This is a genomic window from Streptomyces sp. NPDC060000, assembly GCF_042737375.1.
In the GTDB taxonomy this organism is placed as follows: Bacteria; Actinomycetota; Actinomycetes; order Streptomycetales; family Streptomycetaceae; genus Streptomyces.
In genome coordinates this window covers 1-15,891 of record NZ_JBHWUU010000100.1, presented here as the reverse complement: position 1 = coordinate 15,891, position 15,891 = coordinate 1, and the positions used below count along the sequence as shown (strand labels likewise).

Annotated in this window: 13 protein-coding genes and 1 pseudogene; 4 read left to right on the top strand and 10 right to left on the bottom strand. The window is 69.7% G+C overall.

Annotation, left to right across the window (positions count from 1 at the left end):
• From ACFWBB_RS37155 to ACFWBB_RS37145, 3 genes are all read right to left on the bottom strand, one after another.
• The gene (locus ACFWBB_RS37155; protein WP_385281939.1) at nt 1-960 is read right to left on the bottom strand and encodes a hypothetical protein; all 960 of its coding nucleotides are present in this window, start codon (nt 958-960) and stop codon (nt 1-3) included.
• A gap of 143 nt (nt 961-1,103) precedes the next feature.
• On the bottom strand, nt 1,104-1,361 hold the full coding sequence (locus ACFWBB_RS37150; RefSeq protein WP_384125452.1) for a hypothetical protein: 258 nt from the start codon (nt 1,359-1,361) through the stop codon (nt 1,104-1,106).
• A gap of 139 nt (nt 1,362-1,500) precedes the next feature.
• Nucleotides 1,501-2,703 carry a hypothetical protein gene (locus ACFWBB_RS37145; protein WP_385281994.1) on the bottom strand — a complete coding sequence of 401 codons (1,203 nt, stop codon included), beginning with the start codon at nt 2,701-2,703 and terminating at the stop codon, nt 1,501-1,503.
• Between the two features lie 510 nt (nt 2,704-3,213).
• On the opposite strand from ACFWBB_RS37145, the gene ACFWBB_RS37140 reads away from it, so the two are divergent.
• Nucleotides 3,214-3,663: a hypothetical protein gene (locus tag ACFWBB_RS37140; RefSeq protein ID WP_385281936.1), complete on the top strand. Its 450-nt coding sequence runs from the start codon at nt 3,214-3,216 to the stop codon at nt 3,661-3,663.
• A 635-nt stretch (nt 3,664-4,298) separates the two neighbouring features.
• Here the strand turns inward: ACFWBB_RS37140 and ACFWBB_RS37135 are convergent.
• Together ACFWBB_RS37135 and mobF are read right to left on the bottom strand one after the other, a co-directional pair.
• A complete protein-coding gene (locus ACFWBB_RS37135; protein ID WP_385281933.1) occupies nt 4,299-4,646 on the bottom strand; it encodes a hypothetical protein in 348 nt (115 codons plus the stop codon).
• Nucleotides 4,643-6,415: pseudogene (mobF, locus tag ACFWBB_RS37130) on the bottom strand (MobF family relaxase). Before mobF ends, ACFWBB_RS37135 begins: the two are co-directional and overlap by 4 nt.
• A gap of 312 nt (nt 6,416-6,727) precedes the next feature.
• Here mobF and ACFWBB_RS37125 point away from each other — a divergent pair.
• Nucleotides 6,728-7,441, top strand: coding sequence for an HNH endonuclease family protein (locus ACFWBB_RS37125; protein WP_385281930.1), 714 nt, complete (start codon nt 6,728-6,730; stop codon nt 7,439-7,441).
• A gap of 121 nt (nt 7,442-7,562) precedes the next feature.
• On the opposite strand, the gene ACFWBB_RS37120 is transcribed toward ACFWBB_RS37125, so the two are convergent.
• From ACFWBB_RS37120 to ACFWBB_RS37100, 5 genes are all read right to left on the bottom strand, one after another.
• Nucleotides 7,563-8,042 carry a lamin tail domain-containing protein gene (locus tag ACFWBB_RS37120; protein ID WP_385281928.1) on the bottom strand — a complete coding sequence of 160 codons (480 nt, stop codon included), beginning with the start codon at nt 8,040-8,042 and terminating at the stop codon, nt 7,563-7,565.
• A 480-nt stretch (nt 8,043-8,522) separates the two neighbouring features.
• Nucleotides 8,523-9,128, bottom strand: coding sequence for a DUF6417 family protein (locus tag ACFWBB_RS37115; protein WP_385281925.1), 606 nt, complete (start codon nt 9,126-9,128; stop codon nt 8,523-8,525).
• 158 nt (nt 9,129-9,286) lie between these two features.
• Nucleotides 9,287-10,111: a hypothetical protein gene (locus ACFWBB_RS37110; RefSeq protein WP_385281922.1), complete on the bottom strand. Its 825-nt coding sequence runs from the start codon at nt 10,109-10,111 to the stop codon at nt 9,287-9,289.
• Nucleotides 10,108-11,016 carry a sigma-70 family RNA polymerase sigma factor gene (locus tag ACFWBB_RS37105; protein WP_385281919.1) on the bottom strand — a complete coding sequence of 303 codons (909 nt, stop codon included), beginning with the start codon at nt 11,014-11,016 and terminating at the stop codon, nt 10,108-10,110. Before ACFWBB_RS37105 ends, ACFWBB_RS37110 begins: the two co-directional genes overlap by 4 nt.
• Nucleotides 11,013-11,231 (bottom strand): hypothetical protein, encoded by a 219-nt coding sequence (locus ACFWBB_RS37100; RefSeq protein WP_385281917.1) that lies wholly within the window; start codon nt 11,229-11,231, stop codon nt 11,013-11,015. The genes ACFWBB_RS37105 and ACFWBB_RS37100 overlap by 4 nt, the downstream gene beginning before the upstream one ends.
• A 2,206-nt stretch (nt 11,232-13,437) precedes the next feature.
• Here ACFWBB_RS37100 and ACFWBB_RS37095 point away from each other — a divergent pair.
• Entirely contained in the window at nt 13,438-14,592 is a 1,155-nt protein-coding gene (locus tag ACFWBB_RS37095) for a ParA family protein (RefSeq protein WP_385281914.1), read from the top strand.
• Nucleotides 14,589-15,764 carry a ParB/RepB/Spo0J family partition protein gene (locus ACFWBB_RS37090; RefSeq protein ID WP_385281911.1) on the top strand — a complete coding sequence of 392 codons (1,176 nt, stop codon included), beginning with the start codon at nt 14,589-14,591 and terminating at the stop codon, nt 15,762-15,764. Before ACFWBB_RS37095 ends, ACFWBB_RS37090 begins: the two co-directional genes overlap by 4 nt.
• The last annotated feature ends 127 nt before the right edge of the window (nt 15,765-15,891 follow it).

The window sequence follows — 15,891 nt, the reverse complement described above, 5'->3', positions numbered from 1 at the left end:
CTAGTCAGCAGGGTTGTCCGGCCACACGAGGCGCAGGACGACCGTCCGTCCTACTCCGGCATCCCGCATCGCCTGAACCCGGTGCTGGCCGTTGATGAAGCCGTTGCTGATGTAGTCGTCACCGGAAGGCTGGATGGCGACGGCCGGGCAGTACAGGGAATAGAGCGCTGCTCGTTCCCATGTGGTCGCGCGGGCCTCAGCAGCGTACGCGTCGGCGTAGCGGGTCATGTCTTCCGCTTTTACGTCCTCGTCTCGCGCGCGCGAGAGCGCGGTGAGCGCCATGTCGTTGACCCGGTGCCAGTCGCCTGAGTGGTACCAGCAGCAGCGTCGCCGCAAGAGACGGTCCGTCCAGCTCCGCGCCCGGGATGTAGCGCCCGAACTACCGGACATGCACTCTTCGCGGAACGGGCGGGACTGCGCCAAGCAACGCAGCTCGACCGCCTCGAACCGCAGCTCCGGTTCGGCCTTGGGCTCGGGCGGCACGTATCCCTCGCCGCGGTCTTCAGCGACCGGTCCGCCGACCAGGTGCACGATCTGCTCGGTGCTGATCGTGCACCAGTGCGGCTGGTGCACCTGATACTGCTCGCTCTCGCCGAAGGTGACCAGCTGGAAGTCGGGTTCTTGACCGAACGCGCCCGGGAACTGCCGCTCGATCCACACCGGCGGCAATTCCTGGCCGGGGCAGTGCTGCTGCCATACCGCCGCTGCACACAACTCGGCCTCGTTGGTCAGGCTCGGGCTCTCATCCTCGGCCTGGGTTGCCACCGCCACCGCCCGCTGTCCCGGCGCCGTGAACAACTGCAGCCGAAACGAAGTGCGTTCCGCACGGAACCTGTGATCGTCGACGGTGCGCTCGCGCGGAGCGGCCAAGCGCAGCGCATGCGCGACCATCGCGGCACAGCTGCTGGAAGCGGCAGCCCCGGAGCGGGCAGGTGGCGTGTCCTGCGATGGATCGTCCATGCCGCCATCATCGCTTTCGAGGGTCCCGCCAACATCCGGATTTGCACTGGCCGGGGCTCTTATGTGTCGTGTGTCCGCCGCTGGTGGCGGGTTCCTCAGACCCCCGGGCTGCCTTTCCACACGGGGGCGTGCCCGGCGGCGGCCTACTCCGGGCCGGGGTCGCGCAGCGGATTGCGGTGACCGCAGTCCCAGCACTTCACGCCCTCCGGGAGCTTCTCGTATCGCATGCCGGGGACGCCGAAGGAGCCGTCGATGCGAAATCCACCGCAGCCCTGGCACGGTGTGGCGTGGAAGGGCTTGTCACAACGGAGGCAGGTGCCTTCCGCGCTGGTCTGGTCGAGGCCGGTAACTCGGGTGTCTGCGCTGCCACATCGCACGCAGAACGCTTCCTGGGTCTTCATGGTTCTGGTGTACATCAGATTCCCAGCATCGTTCCCCCGCTCCGATCCGAGGCGTTGCTGGCGGTCGCGAGCGCGTGACCACGGAGTCACACCGGGCCCCGGAGAGCGCTGATCCCCCGGGGCTCGTGTACCCCTTTCGTCAGGGTCGCCGGCGGAACCAGCCGCGGCCCCGGTCCGGCTCGGGGCCGTCCTCGGCCTCCGGCGGCACGGTGGCCTGGAGGCGGGTGGCTGCGGTGGCGGCTTCCTCGCGGGCAACGTCGTCGGCGTGGCACGGGCCGCACACGGACTTGTCCCCTGCCCGCACGGCGGTCCGGTGCACGGTGATCTCCTCCCAGCGTTCGTCGGTGAACTTCCGCCCGCACCGCTTGCACACCGGGCGCTCCGCCTCCCGCTGCGCGGCCCGGCGCCGCTTGTCCTCCGCGTCGGCGCGGGCCTCCTGGTCGCGGTAGAGGGCGTGACCTTCGGGGTTGTCGAGCGCGGCCGTCAGCGTCTGCTCACCGGTGCGTCCCAGCCGCCGCCACACCGCCGCGTCCGCGCCGTGCTCCTGGAGCTGCTCCAGGGTGGTGACGACGACGGGCACCGCCTGGCGGTAGTCCCGGGCGGTGACCGCCTTCGGGTAGAGGGTGTCGTACCGGCGCGGTGCCCAGTAGCGGCGGCCGGCCTCCTCCAGCACGGCGACCGTGTTGGCGACCTTCGCGGTCGTGGTGTCCGCGAACACGAATGCGAGGGGCACCAGGCCCTCCCGGCCGGTCGGCGGGTAGACCCGCCGCCACAGCCGCTGCTCGTGGTCGACGTGCTCGATCGCGTCCGGCCGCGAGCGGGCCAGGTCCACGGTGTGCTTGTCCGCGTCCCTCGGGAGCAGCCGGCCCCACTCCCAGTACCGGCGCAGCTTGGCGACCAGGTCGTGCGCGTCCTCGGAGCGGCGGTCGATCTCCAGCAGCAGCACCGGCACCCCGGCCTCCGGCGCCCGCACCACAAGGTCCGCCCGCTGCACGAAGCCGCTGCCGAGCCGGTGCCCGATCTCGGTCTGGAAGCCGAGCCGGTGGCCGATCCCGGCGCGGTGGAGTTCGGCGGCCGTCGAGGTGACCGCTGCTGCGTGGTCGTCGTAGCCGGTGCCGAGCAGTTCTCCGGTGTCCGGGTCGTACTTCTCTTCGCGCAGTGCCGAGACCCGTATGCCCTTCGGCTCCAGCAGCTGCTTCGCCTCGCCGTGTCCGCGCTTGGTGAGCACCCACACCTGCCGCTGGTCCTCCCGTACCAACTCGATCCTCACCAGGTGGTGGTCCTCCAGATCCAGGAGGTTGTCCCGTACGAGCTTGTCGTGCTGGTTGCCCGGACGGGTCAGCTTCCACAGCTGGTCGGGCGTAGCCCTCTGGAAGATCCCCAGTGCTTGCAGGAGCTCCCGGCGTCGAGGTCCGGTCGAAGTCCTCCTGTGCTTGGGGCGCCTTGCTACATCTGCATGAGGGTTGTCAGACCTGCGACGCCCCCCTGTCCGCCGCGCCTGACCTGCGAAAACACCCGGCTTCTGGCGACGGGGCGCGGAGGGGGTGATGGAGGGGTCCACGGAGGGGGCCTCTCCGGACGGATCAAGGTGCTGCTCGGGGTCGTCTGCGGACACAGGATGCTCCTGAAGGTGGGGCGGGCCTATCTCGCCATTCACCTTGTACAGGTGCGGTTTTCGGCTTCCGTGTGACACCGACCTTCGGAAAACCCCTCCGTCGTGACCGCATCGTGATCAACCCGGAGGAGGGAGATTCCTCCCCCGCCAGCGGCCGGTCTGTCCACAGGGCCGCGGTTCGAGGGTGTCTTCGAGGCCGCCGCGAACAGCGGGGCGGCCCGCAGATGAGGAGCTGTCATGCCCAAGAACACCGTCACCGCGCCGCTCGCCCCGATGAAGCCGGACGACGTCGCCACCGCCTTCGCCTACATCCGGTCGATGCAGGCCGGGGACATCGACACCGCCGGCGCGGTCGCCAACGACACGGGCCCGGAGATCCGCCGACTGCTCCGGAACGTCGCCGCGCGCATCTTCGTCCCCATTACTGCCGTGGACGACCACGATGGGGAACCGTGCGCGCACTCCTTCCTGGCAGCGGCGCTCGGGCGGCTGCTGCTGGATGTCCTGTGCCACGGCGACGGCGCCTGCCTCGCCTTCCCGCCCGGCATCGCCCAGACCATCATCCGCTTCACCGAAATCATCCTCACCGAGGACCACGGCGACGTCGCCGACGTCCTGCGCCAGCTGGAGGCCGCGGGAATGAAGCCGGCGATGGAGGCGCACCCGGCGCGCCGCACCACCGCGTAGCCGCGCATCCGGGACGGCGGTGGTGCGGTTCGGCGCGCATCGGGTGCGCACCACCGCCGGACGACGCACCGCACCGTGCGCACCAGGTGCGGTGACTGCATTGGTGGTGCGCGCACCGGCGCACCGCACCATCCATCGCGGTGCGCGCCACCGGCCCCACCGCACCGCGCCGGGCGCGCGCCACGGCTGGGCGGGCTCCTATATCACGCACCCCCTTGCCCTCGACCTGATCGTCAGTCCAGACCAGCGTTGACAAGGGAAAACGTCCGGGTAGCGAGCCTGGTCTAGGAAGGACGCGCGCTCGCCGAAACCTGGTCAAGGGGTGGGGCGGCGGTGCGCGCGCCGGTGCGGTGCGGGACGTCAGGTGCGGCGCACCGGGTACGCGCGTGCGTGCCGGACATCGTCGGATGGTGCGCACCGGGTGCGGTGGCGGACATCGTGGTGCGCACCGGAGTGGGGTCCATCGTCATCCGGTGCGCACCACGATGGCGTCCACTCGGTGGAGCCCATCGGGTGGAGCCCATCGGGTGGAGCCCATCGGATGGAGTCCACTGAGTGGAGCCCACTCGATGTCGTGCATCGCCAATGGATGCAGAACATCGTCGTATCCACTCGGTGGACGATGTCCGGCATCGTCACCACAGCCAGGCGTTGGAGTGCCACACCCGGGACAGGGCGCGGGTATCCCGGCGCGCGGCCGCGTTGCCGATTCGGCTCTGCCGGGAGCGGGGCCGGCGCGAGTTCCCCGCGGCGAGGCGGCGCTTGGCGGCGTCCTGGAGCCGCCGGCGCTGCTTGCGCAGCTCCTTCTTCTTGTCCGTCTTCGACTTCGGCGCCCGGGGCCGCTTCCAGATCGGCTGCCACCCCACGGGCGCATCGGCCTCGGGCTCCTGGTCCTCATCGAGCGCGGCGGCCATCTCCGCGCGGGCGGCACGGGCGCGGGCGAGGGCCTCTTCGGCGTTGGGCTGTTCTTCCGGGGTGCTCACGCGACTCCTCCTGAACTCCGGCCCGGCGTGTGCTGTACGCCGGGCTGCTGGGTGTGCGGCGGCGGGGCCGCCGCCGGGGCGGGCTGCGGACGCAGGCCGTGGGCGGCCTCGCGCGCCCGCCTGCTGTCCTGGAGCGTGGCGGCCACCTTCGCGGCGGCGGCTTCGAGGGTCTGGCGGGTCTGCTCCACCGCGTCGACGTCGATGCCGGTCTCCGGCTCCAGGAGGCGGCCGTCCTTCCGCCCGGCGCGGAACGACCGCGGATGCGACGACCTCGAGGCGGCGGGCACCGCGACGGCGTACGGGTGGGGGCGGGAGCCCAGGCGCTCCGCACGGCGCGCAGCGCGGACCCGGGCGGCCAGGGCGCCGGCGGCGAGACGGGCCCGCTCGTACGGGGGCGCGGACCGCTTGCGGGTCAGCGGGCGCAGCACGGCCTGGTCCTCGGTGTCACGCGGGTACAGGGCGCGCAGGTCGGCGGTCATCATCCGGCCCCGGCCGACGGGGCGGGTGTAGTCGTCGACGACCGCTTGCACGATCTGTTCGTCCAAGCCCGGCTCGTGGGGTCGGCCGCGCAGGACATAGGAGAGGTGGCGGCGTGCTTCGGCGAGCAGGTGCTGGCGCTTGAACGCGCCGCGCATCACGTACACCACGGCGACGACGTCGACAGCGGCCAGGGCGACATCGACCACCGGCCGGACCCGCGCCCACACCGCCGCGGCCGCTGCCCGCGCCCGCTGTGCCAGCCGGTCGATGACGTCGGCACCGTAGGCCCGGATCGCTGAGTCACGCCATCGCTCGCGCAGCTCGGTCAGCGACAGCAGCTCCGTGCGCTTCGGCGGGCGCGTCCGGTCGGCGGCCCGGCAGCCCAGCGCGTAGGCGGCCCGCTCCCCCGGCGGGTGCCCCTGCTTCTTCTCGTAGTTGGCGGTGAGGACGGACAGCGCGTCCTCGATCTGCTGACGGCGGGTCGACTGCCAGTCGATGAGCCGCTGGTCGATGCCCGCCAGCTCCATGACGGGCCTGCGGCCGGGTGTCACCTCGCGCGGCTCCCACGCCCACCCGAGCCGGGCGGACACCTCCTCCATGAAGTACAGGGTGTAGAGGGTGTCGGCCGCGACGATGTGGGCCAGCATCGAATCCGCCGACAAGTTGCCCCACGTCCCCTTGTCGTCCGGCCGCCGGACACGGATCGAGACCAGCGCATGATCGTGGAAGGGGCTTCGACTCCGTGGCTCTGGACTCGTAGTGCCGGAAGACCGCGACGATCAGCCCGCCCTTGACCCGGGCGCGGTGCTTGCCGCCGCCTTCCAGCGGATCTGTGCGACCGCATCCTCCAGCCACTCCAGCGTCTTGTCCCGGGCTATGTCCTGGCACAGCTCCAGCACCAGGCGGGTCTCGTAGTCACCCAGCGCCCATGCGATGTGTGCCGTCGGCGGGGGCCGGAACACCAGGTGCATGCCGAGCCAGGGGATGCGCTCCTTGGCCTTGTCGGTCTTGGGTGAGCGGTTGTGCTCGATGGGCCTGCCCAGCACGGTCGCCCGCCTCGCCTGCGCCGGGCTCTTGCCCTCCGCCAGGCGCTCGCGCTCGATCCGGTCGGCGTCCGGGTGCCGGCCTTCCCCCAGGAGCAGTTCGGCCTGCCGCTCCGTCACCACGTCCCCGGCCTTGAGGCCGACCGCGGCCAGGCCCCGACCCTTCCACACACCGGGCGGGACACCGGCTTCGTCCTGGGCGGCGCGCAGCGACGTGCCCGCAGCACGGTGGCCGTCTCCGACCATCACGCCGCGGAAGAGATAGCGCCCGTCTCCCGGACGGATCTTCGTTTGGCTGATCATCGGCCCATGGAACCCTGGCGCTGACGTGCGAAAAAGCGCGATCCGGGGTCCTTCCCGCCGGGCGGGAGGCCATCACCAAGTCTTCACCGTGGCGCCCGCCAGGCGGGCCGTCCGATCAGCCCCCCGTCTCGCGGGCTCCGGGGCGGCCGGGCGTTCCTGCTGTGGCGTTTCTCCAGGTGAACTCCTGCACCCGCCCGGGTGACACGGCCTCCTCCGCCTTCCCTGCTCCAGGGGTCGGGCCGTTACAACCCAGGGGTGATCAAGAACCTGCCCCGCATCGCCGCCGTGCTCGCCCTCGCGGTGCTATCCCTCACGACCCCGGCCTCCGCTGCCACGGCCCCGCTCTCACTTCCAGGCGGCCCGGCCACCCTGGCTCCGGCGCCTGCCGCCGCTAAGGATGTGCCCCTGTTCCAGGCCCTGGAGTGGATCGGCGAGGCTCCCGAGAGTCGCGACGGCTACAACCGGGACCTGTTCAGGCACTGGAACAAGGGCCTGAACAGCACCGACGGATGCGACACCCGCAAGGAGGTCATCCTGTCCGAGGCCAAGCTCGCCCCGGAGACCGGAGCGCGGTGCGCGCTGACGGGCGGGCGCTGGTTCTCGGAGTACGACCAGGTGTGGGTTACCGCAGCGTCCTCGCTCGACGTCGACCACATGGTCCCCCTGGCCGAAGCCTGGGACTCCGGGGCGTCGGCGTGGACGGCCGCCCGGCGCGAGGCGTACGCCAACGACCAGGGGGCACCGGCCTCGCTGATCGCGGTCTCGGGCAGCTCCAACCGCTCCAAGAGCGACAAGGACCCCGCCGACTGGCTGCCGGTCGAGGCCTTCCGCTGCGAGTACGCGAGCGCCTGGGTGGCTACGAAGCTGCGCTGGGAGCTGCCCGCGGACCCGGCCGAACGCGACGCTCTCACCCGTCTCGCGGAGGCCTGCCCGGACGCCACCGTCACCTACGAGCAGGTACCGCAGTGAACACGGCCGGCGCGTAGCAGCAGGCGGCGCGCCCGCCCCTGGAGAGGGAAGGCGCGCCGCCTGGGCGCGTGGCCCGCCCGCCGGGGGCACCGGGCGACGCTTCCGGCAGGAGGTTGGGGGGTCAGTGGTGGCCGCCGCGGCGGTGGCCCCAGGACTCGTCGTCGACGAAGCGGCCGTGGTCGTTGCGCAGGGTGGCGGTGTCGTAGTCGTTGTTCCACACGTAGGCGCGGCGGTCCTGGTAGAGGTCGCTGCGGGTGTCGCGCCCCTCACCGGTGTGGACGCGGACCGTGGCGCGGCCGGCCAGCCGGTAGTGCTCGAAGGTGTAGGTGTGACCGGACGCGTCCGCCAGGGTCCAGCCGTCGAGGTTGACCGTGCTGCGGGTGGTGTTGGTGAGTTCCACCCACTCCTTGTTCAGCGAGCGGTTGGAGCGGTCGTCGCGTCCCGGGGAGTCGTACTGGACGGCCGAGATCTCCACCTTCGCGCGGCTCGGGCGGGCGTGGTCTGCCGCGGTCGCCGGCAGCGTCGCCACGGAGACCAGAGCGCCGGCCGCGAGTGCGGCGGCGGCCAGGCGGCGGGCGGTGACAGAAGCGGAAACGGACAAGAGGTCCCCCTGATGGTGCGGGCACCCCTCTCTCAGGCGGCCTTCGCGGCCGACGCGGGAGTGGGTGCGGTGTGCGGTTGGCGGCCGGGCTGGCCGCACACACACTCTGGCCGCGCCGTGAGGGAGTTGGGGTGGAAACATGGACTGTGTTACCTGTTGCCCGTATTTCCGTGACTGTCGTCTGCATCGTCCATGTATGTTGCCGTGCACGATGTTGACGGCGCGGCACGTCCTGGGGCCCTTATAGGAGTTGGCCAGACTGCGGTGCTGCCACACCACATCACCCCGGAGCCGGCCCGCACCGTCACCCGAAAGTGAGTAACAACCCCACGCCGCGAGAGTCTCAAGGCGGCCGACCCCAATGTGCAGGGTCCGCGGGGCCCGTGACTGTGGAAGAAGAGCTCGCGTGCCACCTGGCCTGCCGGGACCCAAGCGACAGGGCTGGCCGAAAGCCGCGCGCCTCCCGGCGTGTAGGGCCGTTCAGGTTCCGGCTGAGGAGCGGCCGGCAGGCGGCTGGGCGCGGGAGCCGCCGTGGTGGGTGATGCCGTAGTCGCGGGCGAAGCGGTTCGCCTCGAGTGCGGAGCCAGACATCTTGTGCAGCCAGAACGCGTACGCCACGGACGCCATCTGTTCCGATGAGAGGTACAGCACGTGCCGGTTCACCGCGGTGTCGCGCCGGGCGTTGCGTACCCGCTCGGCCAGCCCGTCGGCCAGCGGCACCCGAAGCCGGTCGGCGAGGGCTGCGAAGAGGCGCAGCGCCGTCATCTGCGACGCGATCAGCTCCACCCGCTCGAGGCCGGGCCCTGGAGCGCCTACCGCGGGCCGGGGACGGAAGCGGCGGTAGAGGAGGAGGTCGTGGCCGGGCGCGGTGAGGCGGGCCGCCCACCGAACGGCCCGGCCCTCCCACGCCGACAACGCGGCGCGGTCTTCCCGGTCCGCGAGCTCTGTCAGGCCGCGTTCGGCGAGATTGATGACGCGCTGCTTGACCGGGCGGAGGTCCCAGTCCAGTGCCCAGCCGTGGCCGGCAGCCTGCTGCCGATCGGCCACCGCCTCCAGCGCTGTGACGGCGCTTTCCTCGTACGTCATCCGCATCCCCGGGCGGTAAGTCCGTCTGTCGGCTGGCCCGGCCCCTCAGCAGTGCAACAGGCGATGAAGCACTCAGGTCACGCTTTCGTTGTCCGTGGGCCGCCTCCGTGCCGGTGGAGGTCCTGCTTTGCCGGAACCAGCACAAGGGCTTGAGGTGTTCAGCGCTTCGCGGTGCCCATCTGCTCGGGGATCGGCTGCAGGTATCCGCGTTCGACGGACTCGGTGTCTGGGCAGTCGCGGGGGCCGGGCGCGGGGTGGCTGGGCTGTCGGTGCCAGGTGTGTGGACGGTCGGCTGCGGCGAGCAGGCTGGTGATGCGGCGGGCGAATTCGATTCCGGGGAGGGGGAGCTCCGTGTCGGGCTCGCGGAGGTAGCCGGCGGTGACGGCCATCGGGATGTAGGCCATGAGTTTGCCGACCGCGGCGGGCCGGGAGCGGACGGTCTGTTTGGCGAGGTGGCGCAGGATGCGCATGAAGTGGGTGGTGGAGGCGCTGGTGATCCGGTGGTCTGCCGGGTGCCAGCTGCTGGCGTCGTCGCGGGCCGGGGCTTCGGGTGGGGGCTGGACTTCGTCGGTTTGCCGGTGCCACCAGTCGGCGGTGTCCCGCTCCCCCAGTGCCAGGTGGTGCAGGTAGAGGCAGTATGCGGCGGCGGCCTGTCCGGCGCCTGCGGCGTACTGCCACCAAAAGCGTGCTCCCTCGTCGGTGTCGGTCAGCTGGAGAACGCAGGCGAGGACCAGGGCGCTGCGGGGTTCGGGGACTTGGTCGGTGACGAACTTGGCGACGGTGGTGGGCGGGGTGTGCTGGATGAGGGTTTCGCACAGGGCGCGCAGGTCCTGGGCCGCCGCGTTGTGGTTGCCGCTGGGAGCGGGCTTGTTGGTGGGGCGGGTGTCCGCAGCGGGCTGGGTGGGGTAGGGGACGATGTCGCGGGGCACGGTGCGCTCGCGGACGAGCAGGGCTCTGGAGAGGAGCTCTTCGATGCCGGTCACGGGGTGTTCCCTTCGGTGGTAGGTGGCGGGCACAGGACGCTCTCCAGGAAGCGGCTGGCGTGGCGTTCGGCGGAGCGCACGGCGGCCAGTGAGGCGCCCAGGAGGGCGGAGACGGTCTCGGGGGTGAAGCCGCACAGCTGGCGCAGCACCATGACGTCGAGCTGGCTGGGGGGAAGGCGGCTCATGGCCGTGAACAGCTCGAGGCTCTCTGCGACCTGGTTGATGCGGTCGGCCGGGTCGGTGAGGGCTCGCAGGGCGACGGTGTCGAAGGCGGCGACGCCCAGTTCGGGGCGGCCGTCCCGGTGTGGCGTGCGGGCCATGACCGTGGTGCGCAGGACGTTCCAGGCGAAGCGGCGGGTGTCGTGGCTGGCGAGGGCGTCGTTCCAGGTCAGCCACAGGATGTCGAAGGTGTCGGACACGGCGGTGTCGCGCTGGGCGTCGTCGAGGAAGGTCTGGGCGAAGAGCGTGTAGTCGTTCTCCGCCAGTTCGCGGAAGGCGCGGTGTTCCAGGGGCGGGGCGGTGTGGGTGGTCGTCAGGATGGGGGTTCGGTCGGTGCAGTTGTCGACCCACTCGCTGCTTTTGTGGGCCTCGAACGCCGCCTGGCGCCACAGCCGGTACAGAGGCCAGTTCGGCATGTCGAGCTCGACGGCCAGCAGGCAGACGATCTCCCAGCGGGGGTAGAGGCCGACGCCACGCAGCAGTTCGGAAATCTTCGACTTGGCGAACCTGACCCGTGCGCTGAGTTCGGTCAGGGTCAGTCCGCTGGCCAGGTAGGTGCCGCGCATCGGGTCCAGCCAGGCGCGGTGGGCGCTACCGACGTTCTCGATGATCGGTCCCAGCTTGCGGCCGGGCCGTGCGGTCGTGGGTCTGCCGGGTGGAACCGGCGGTTCGGTGGGCGTCGTCACGGGGCGTCGTCCTCCTTGTCCGTGGCCGCGTTCGGCTGGTCGCCGGTGCCGTGGGCGGTGTGGGGACGGGGGATGTGGAGGATCTGCTGCACCGTCAAGCCAAGGGCCGGGGCAAGCGCGGCTACCGCAGCCGTCTGACCGGCGGCAACCAGCACCACGCTCCAGGCGAACACCGTTGCCGTGACCGTGATGACCACTATCTGTCGGGGCTTCATACACAACGCCTTCTGTCGATGGGATGTCGGCCCTACGAGAGGCGGCGGCCCATCCGGAGAGGCCGCCAGCCACCCCGGGCAGGCGGGTGCCAAGCCGCCGCACCCGGGGAGGTCAACCAGCATGGCCAGTCAGCGAGTTACTACGCCACGTGATCGAGGAATCACGGAACAATGACGATCAACGCCGCCCCGGGAAGATGCCTAGAGGGGACATCGGTGACCAAGAAGGCAAGGAGGCGCGCTCGCGGGTGGAAGTTCCCAGTTCTCCTTGCAATTGCACGCCGAAGCGACGTCAATAGAACAAGACGCCGTTGGTGTCGGCCTTCCATCCGGAAGGGCCCGCCCCCGTGCCAGAAAAATAGGGGGAAGCGGGCATCGCCTCTCGCCTGGCCAGTCGTAGAGGCCAGGCGAGAGCGCGACGGTCCCCTGCGGGACACGACGACCGTAGACCACACCACTGACACTTACCGGCCCGTAGTTCACCGGCTGTCCGTCCGGGGCGCAGGGCGCCGTGCTGCCGGGCACCGGCCAGTGCGAGAACCTGGGGAACCGGGCCGCCCGCCGACACCCGACTCGAGCCCGCGCCGGGAAGTGGCCCGCTCAAAGCGTATGACGGGGCGCGTGCATGCGCCCAAAGGGCACTGACTGTCAGCGGCGCCGTTTGTTGCGGGTGGATCCGGCGGGGCCGGCTGAGGCCAAGTACTCGCAGATGTGCCGCGCGGTTTCCGGGCGGCAGCGGGACGGTGCATCCGATGGCGCGCAAGGGGAGCTGAGCTGCGGACGTCAGGGTGCTGGCGATGGCTTCGATGATCGCTGCAGTGGCGTTACCGCGGCGTCGCTACCTGCTGGGGCGCTTCGGTACCTGTTTCGGCGAGCCATGCTCCGTTGTCCTTATGGGGGGAGGGCGTTATGGGTGCGCCGGTGGAAGGTGAGCAGGGCCAGCAGGGCGCTGGCGGTGAACCAGAGAGCCTGTAGGGCGAGGTAGGCGGGGGTGTGGCCACACTGCCGCAAGACGACCAGCGTCCGGGGTATCGGGCAGCGAGCCGCCGGTTCGTCATCCGATCGGGTTGTCCAAGCGATTCGGCGGGAGCAACCTGCTGGTGTCTCTCCTACGCTTTGGGCGAGCCGGTGCGCGAAGACCCGGTGGCTCCGCCCGTCGCTCCCGGCGTGACGGTGGGGAGCAGCAGAGGGTGTGGGGCGCCCGCTTCGTTATCCGAGCGATGGATCCAGTGCGCGAATTCATGCGACCGTCTGCTGGCCGGGCAGCGATGAGGGACGTCAGCATGCCGCATTCAGCACGCCGCTCGATGGGTCACCGCCGAAGGCTGTACACGGGTGAGGCCTCCGGGGCCGCAGCACTCGGAGTGAGCCGGGACGTGCATGGCATCGGGTTGGACGACTGCACCCCTGCACAGCGCCGCCTTCGCTTCCTGCTTGCGTTGGGTGTCTTCAACCAGGGTCATTTGCAAGCGAGTCCTGGGGACTGGGCGGTGGCTGGGATCACTTCCTACGACATGGTTCTGTCCCCGCGTTTCGATCATCTGGTCATCGTCTGCCGCACCCCCTACAACGCGGTGTGCTGGCTAGTCCCTGACGGGAGGGCAGTGAGCCGAATCCCTGGTCTCCGCATGTGTGAGCAGATCGGTGGCACCTATTTGCTGCGTCATCTGGCCTGCGGGGCCAGCATGTCGGTAACGGCGCAGACCAGTACACGCCCGGATGCCTCTGACCTGTATGGCCACGGGCGTAGTGGCCTGTGGTCCACCCACACGACGATGACAGATTCGGAGTGGGACGTGCTTGAGTCGCTGCCGCCGACGACACCCACCGCGGAGGTCCTGCTAGCAGGACTTTTGGTGCGTCTGTGTCTGAAGGACCCGGCTGCCGGATGGGCGGTCGGACAGTTCTCCGAGGACCCGCTGGGGCGACTGGAGCGGGGCGTCCCTCGCCATGCGTTTCGTCGGCTGTGGGGAGCGGGAGACCGCTGGGAGTTGGAGTGGTGTCCGTACCCCGTCCCCGACGACTTGGTCCAGGCGCTCGTGGATCCCTTCGCGGGGATCCCGGGGGCGCACTCGACTTCAGTCCGGAGAGGGTGGGACATCCGACTCGAGAATTCTCTGCTCGCGTTGCGTCCAACTGCCGGATAACGGCGTGCATGGTCGGCGGTGTTGCTTGCCAATCATCAGGCGGTGAGTAAGGTAACCGCATGACCGCACCGTACAGTCCCGACGACCGGGAAAAGGTAGTAGCTAAGCTGCCTGCCGCGCTACGGCAGGAACTCAAGGTCCGCGCAGCCGAGTTGGGCGTGGACATCAAGGACGCCGTCACCGAGGGCGTCCAGGCCTGGCAGGCGGATGACTCATCCCACGCGCAGGTCGACACCTCAGGCGGCGCCTCATTCGCCACCTACCTTCCCACCGGGCTGTACGGCCAGTTCAAGGAAGTCTGCAAGGGCCGCGATATCGCCTTCAATCAAGGCCTTGCTCAGGCAATCCGTCTGTGGCTCGACAGTCACCCCTCGCCCCGCCGCATCCCCCGCACTACCGGCGCCCGCCGTCTGATCTTCGGCAATCAGAAGGGCGGCGTCGGTAAGACCGCCACGTCCGCCGGCGTCGCCGAAGCGCTCGCCGAAGCCGGACAACGCGTCCTGCTCATCGACTTCGATCCCCAGTGCCACCTGACGAAGCAGCTCGGCTACCCGATGCTCGACATCGGTGACCCGAGCCTGGCCAAGCACATGCTGGGCGAGAGCAAGGGCAAGCTGCGGGACCTGCTCGTGCCGATAGAGGAAGGAAGCTTCGGCGGCCGCCTGTTCCTGCTGCCTGGCTGCAAGGACGCCTTCCTGCTGGACGCCAAGCTGGCCACCACCCGGCACGTGCGGATCAAGGAGATCGCTCTGGAGAAGGCGCTGGAACCCCTGGAGCACGAGTTCGACTACATCGTCATCGACTGCCCGCCCAGCCTGGGCTACTCCATGGATACCGCCCTGTACTACGGCCGTACCCGCGACGGCGAGGAGCCCGAGACCTCCGGCGTCGTGATCCCCGTCCTGGCCGAGGACTCCTCTGCGGACGCCTACGACATGCTCTTTGATCAGATCGAAGACCTGACGTCCGACCTCGACATCGAGATCAGCAAGCTTGGATTCATCGTCAACATGTATGACAGCCGCAAGGGCTACATCGCGACCTCCTCCCTCGACAGCTGGAAGGCGATCGGAGACCCGCCGGTTCTAGGTGTCATCCCCGAACGCAAGGAGCAGCGTGAGGCGGCCCGCCTCAAGCAGCCGCTGCTGACCTCCGCGCCCGACTGTGAGCAGTCCGAAGTCATGCGCACGATCGCTCTGGCGGTGAACGGATGAAGGCCGCCGACCGGCTTGGCACCGGGTCCTCCTTCGGGAAGGTGCCGCGTGGCCGCAGCGACCGAGGTCGGGCGAAAGCCATCACTCAGGGCGACATCCCGGCCTACGAACTCGTGCGCCTGCAACTGAGCGACGTCTCCCCCACACCGCTCAACCCCCGCCGCAACTTCGGCACTCCGGAAGAGTTGACCCGCTTCGGCGAAGAACTTCGTGCTGCACAGCTCGCCGCGTGCGTGGCCGTTTCCCGCGACGTCTACCTGAACCTGTGGCCCGATCACGCTGACCACATCGGCGACGTCAAGCACGTCCTCGTCAACGGAGAGCGCCGTTACCGCGGTGCCTGCCAGGTCGGTCTGGACGCGCTGGACTTCGTCGTGCGGGATGAACTGGCTGCCTCTCGCGAGACGTTCATCAACCATCTCCTCAAGGAGAACCTGGACCGCGCGGACTTCGACATCATCGAGCGGGCTCGCGGCATCAGCGAGCTCGTAGCAGTGTGCGCGGAGGAGTCGGAGCGCGGAGCCCGTGCCCGCGCTGCGGAGCACTTGGGCAAGGACCGGTCTTGGATCACACATCAGCTGTCGCTGCTGGACCTGCCCGAGGCCATTCAGGCGATGCTCAGCTCCGGCGATCTCCCAGAACGGGATGGACGCCTCCTGGTCCGGCAGCTCAAGGAGAACCCCGGGCTCACAGAGGCGGACCTCCTGCAGTTCCTCAAGGACCAGAAGGCAGCACGCTCTGCCGAGAAGGAAGCCGAGCGCGCCTTGCTGGCTGCGGCCCGTAGCCAGACGCAGAACCCTGCCGAGCCGGCGGAAGCGGGTGCCGCTGATGCCTCCAGTGGCGCACGAGCACAACTGGGCAGCGGCGCATCAACCGCACCGGCCTCCTCTGTGGCCAACGGTGCGGGCGACAAAGCGCCCCATCCGGCTGCACCCCGTACGGATGCCGTTGCCAAGTCTCAGCCGGCCAAGGGCACGGACCAGCAGTCGACTGTCCTGCCGGCGCAGAACGCGGAACGGCCACCCGCCGTCCAGTCCGAGCCCGCCGTGATCGAGATCAGGGGTATCGAGCAGGTCGCTGACGCTCTGGCAGACCACCTGTCCGCGGAAGACCTGACGGCGCTGACCGAACTCTTGCTGGAACGGCTGTCCAGTACCAAGGTTCAGGTCTAGGCCCAGAAAGCCGTGCGCGGCAGAGGGGCGGATGTTGTACGCGTACAACAAAAGCCCCCCGGCGCATAAAAAAAAAAACAAGCCCCCGAAACCAAATAAGATATGGTGTTGGGAGGATGGGTTGTTT

Excerpts from the sequence above, each read along its gene's own strand:
- ACFWBB_RS37155 (WP_385281939.1), bottom strand. The coding sequence starts at position 960 with ATGGACGATCCATCGCAGGACACGCCACCTGCCCGCTCCGGGGCTGCC.
- ACFWBB_RS37150 (WP_384125452.1), bottom strand. The coding sequence starts at position 1,361 with ATGAAGACCCAGGAAGCGTTCTGCGTGCGATGTGGCAGCGCAGACACC.
- ACFWBB_RS37140 (WP_385281936.1), top strand. The coding sequence starts at position 3,214 with ATGCCCAAGAACACCGTCACCGCGCCGCTCGCCCCGATGAAGCCGGAC.
- ACFWBB_RS37115 (WP_385281925.1), bottom strand. The coding sequence starts at position 9,128 with ATGACGTACGAGGAAAGCGCCGTCACAGCGCTGGAGGCGGTGGCCGAT.
- ACFWBB_RS37100 (WP_385281917.1), bottom strand. The coding sequence starts at position 11,231 with ATGAAGCCCCGACAGATAGTGGTCATCACGGTCACGGCAACGGTGTTC.
- ACFWBB_RS37095 (WP_385281914.1), top strand. The coding sequence starts at position 13,438 with ATGACCGCACCGTACAGTCCCGACGACCGGGAAAAGGTAGTAGCTAAG.
- ACFWBB_RS37090 (WP_385281911.1), top strand. The coding sequence starts at position 14,589 with ATGAAGGCCGCCGACCGGCTTGGCACCGGGTCCTCCTTCGGGAAGGTG.